We start from the raw sequence: 568 nt of genomic DNA on the forward strand, positions 1-568 counted from the left end.
AAGCGGCGGGCGCTGTGCTCGCGGCGGCCTTGTTGGTCACAGCCGCTGCGGCGGAAGACATCAAGGGCGAAGTCAAGAAAATCGACGAGAGCGCGGGCAAGATTACCCTGAAGCATGGACCTGCCAAGAGCCTTGGTATGGATGAGGACATGACGATGGTTTACCGCGTCAAGGATCCCGCCATGCTCAAGCAGGTGAAGGTGGGTGACAAGGTCACGTTCGAGGCGGAGAAATCAGACACCGGCTTCGCGGTAACCAAAATCCAGAAAGGCAAATGATCCTGCTCCTGGACGTCGCCGCACCAACGGCGTCGTCCAGTCCAGAGTCAAAAGATAAGAGGAAAGAATCTCGAAGAAAATTCATGCGGACGCCACCCTAGCAGGTTGACCCAACGACGAATAAACCGGGAATGGACCACACCATGCTGGGGATGAAGCACTAGCGAGTGTACCGCCCCGGCCTAAGCGCCGTCACAAACGAGTACCAAACGGAGATTTCCATGACTTTTTTGAACTTGAATGCGCTTGCGCTTGCCGCCATTAGCCTGGCGATCGCCGCATCACCGATG

1 protein-coding gene is annotated in these 568 nt (G+C 56.3%); it reads left to right on the forward strand.

All coding sequences use genetic code 11. The annotated features are described in order from the left end of the window. Window positions 1-278: copper-binding protein (locus tag A6V29_RS10225; RefSeq protein WP_137160191.1), on the forward strand; the 278-nt coding region annotated here is incomplete at its 5' end. Window positions 279-568 lie beyond the last annotated feature (290 nt).

The organism is Blastococcus sp. CCUG 61487 (assembly GCF_005222955.1).
Taxonomy (GTDB): domain Bacteria; phylum Actinomycetota; class Actinomycetes; order Mycobacteriales; family Geodermatophilaceae; genus Blastococcus.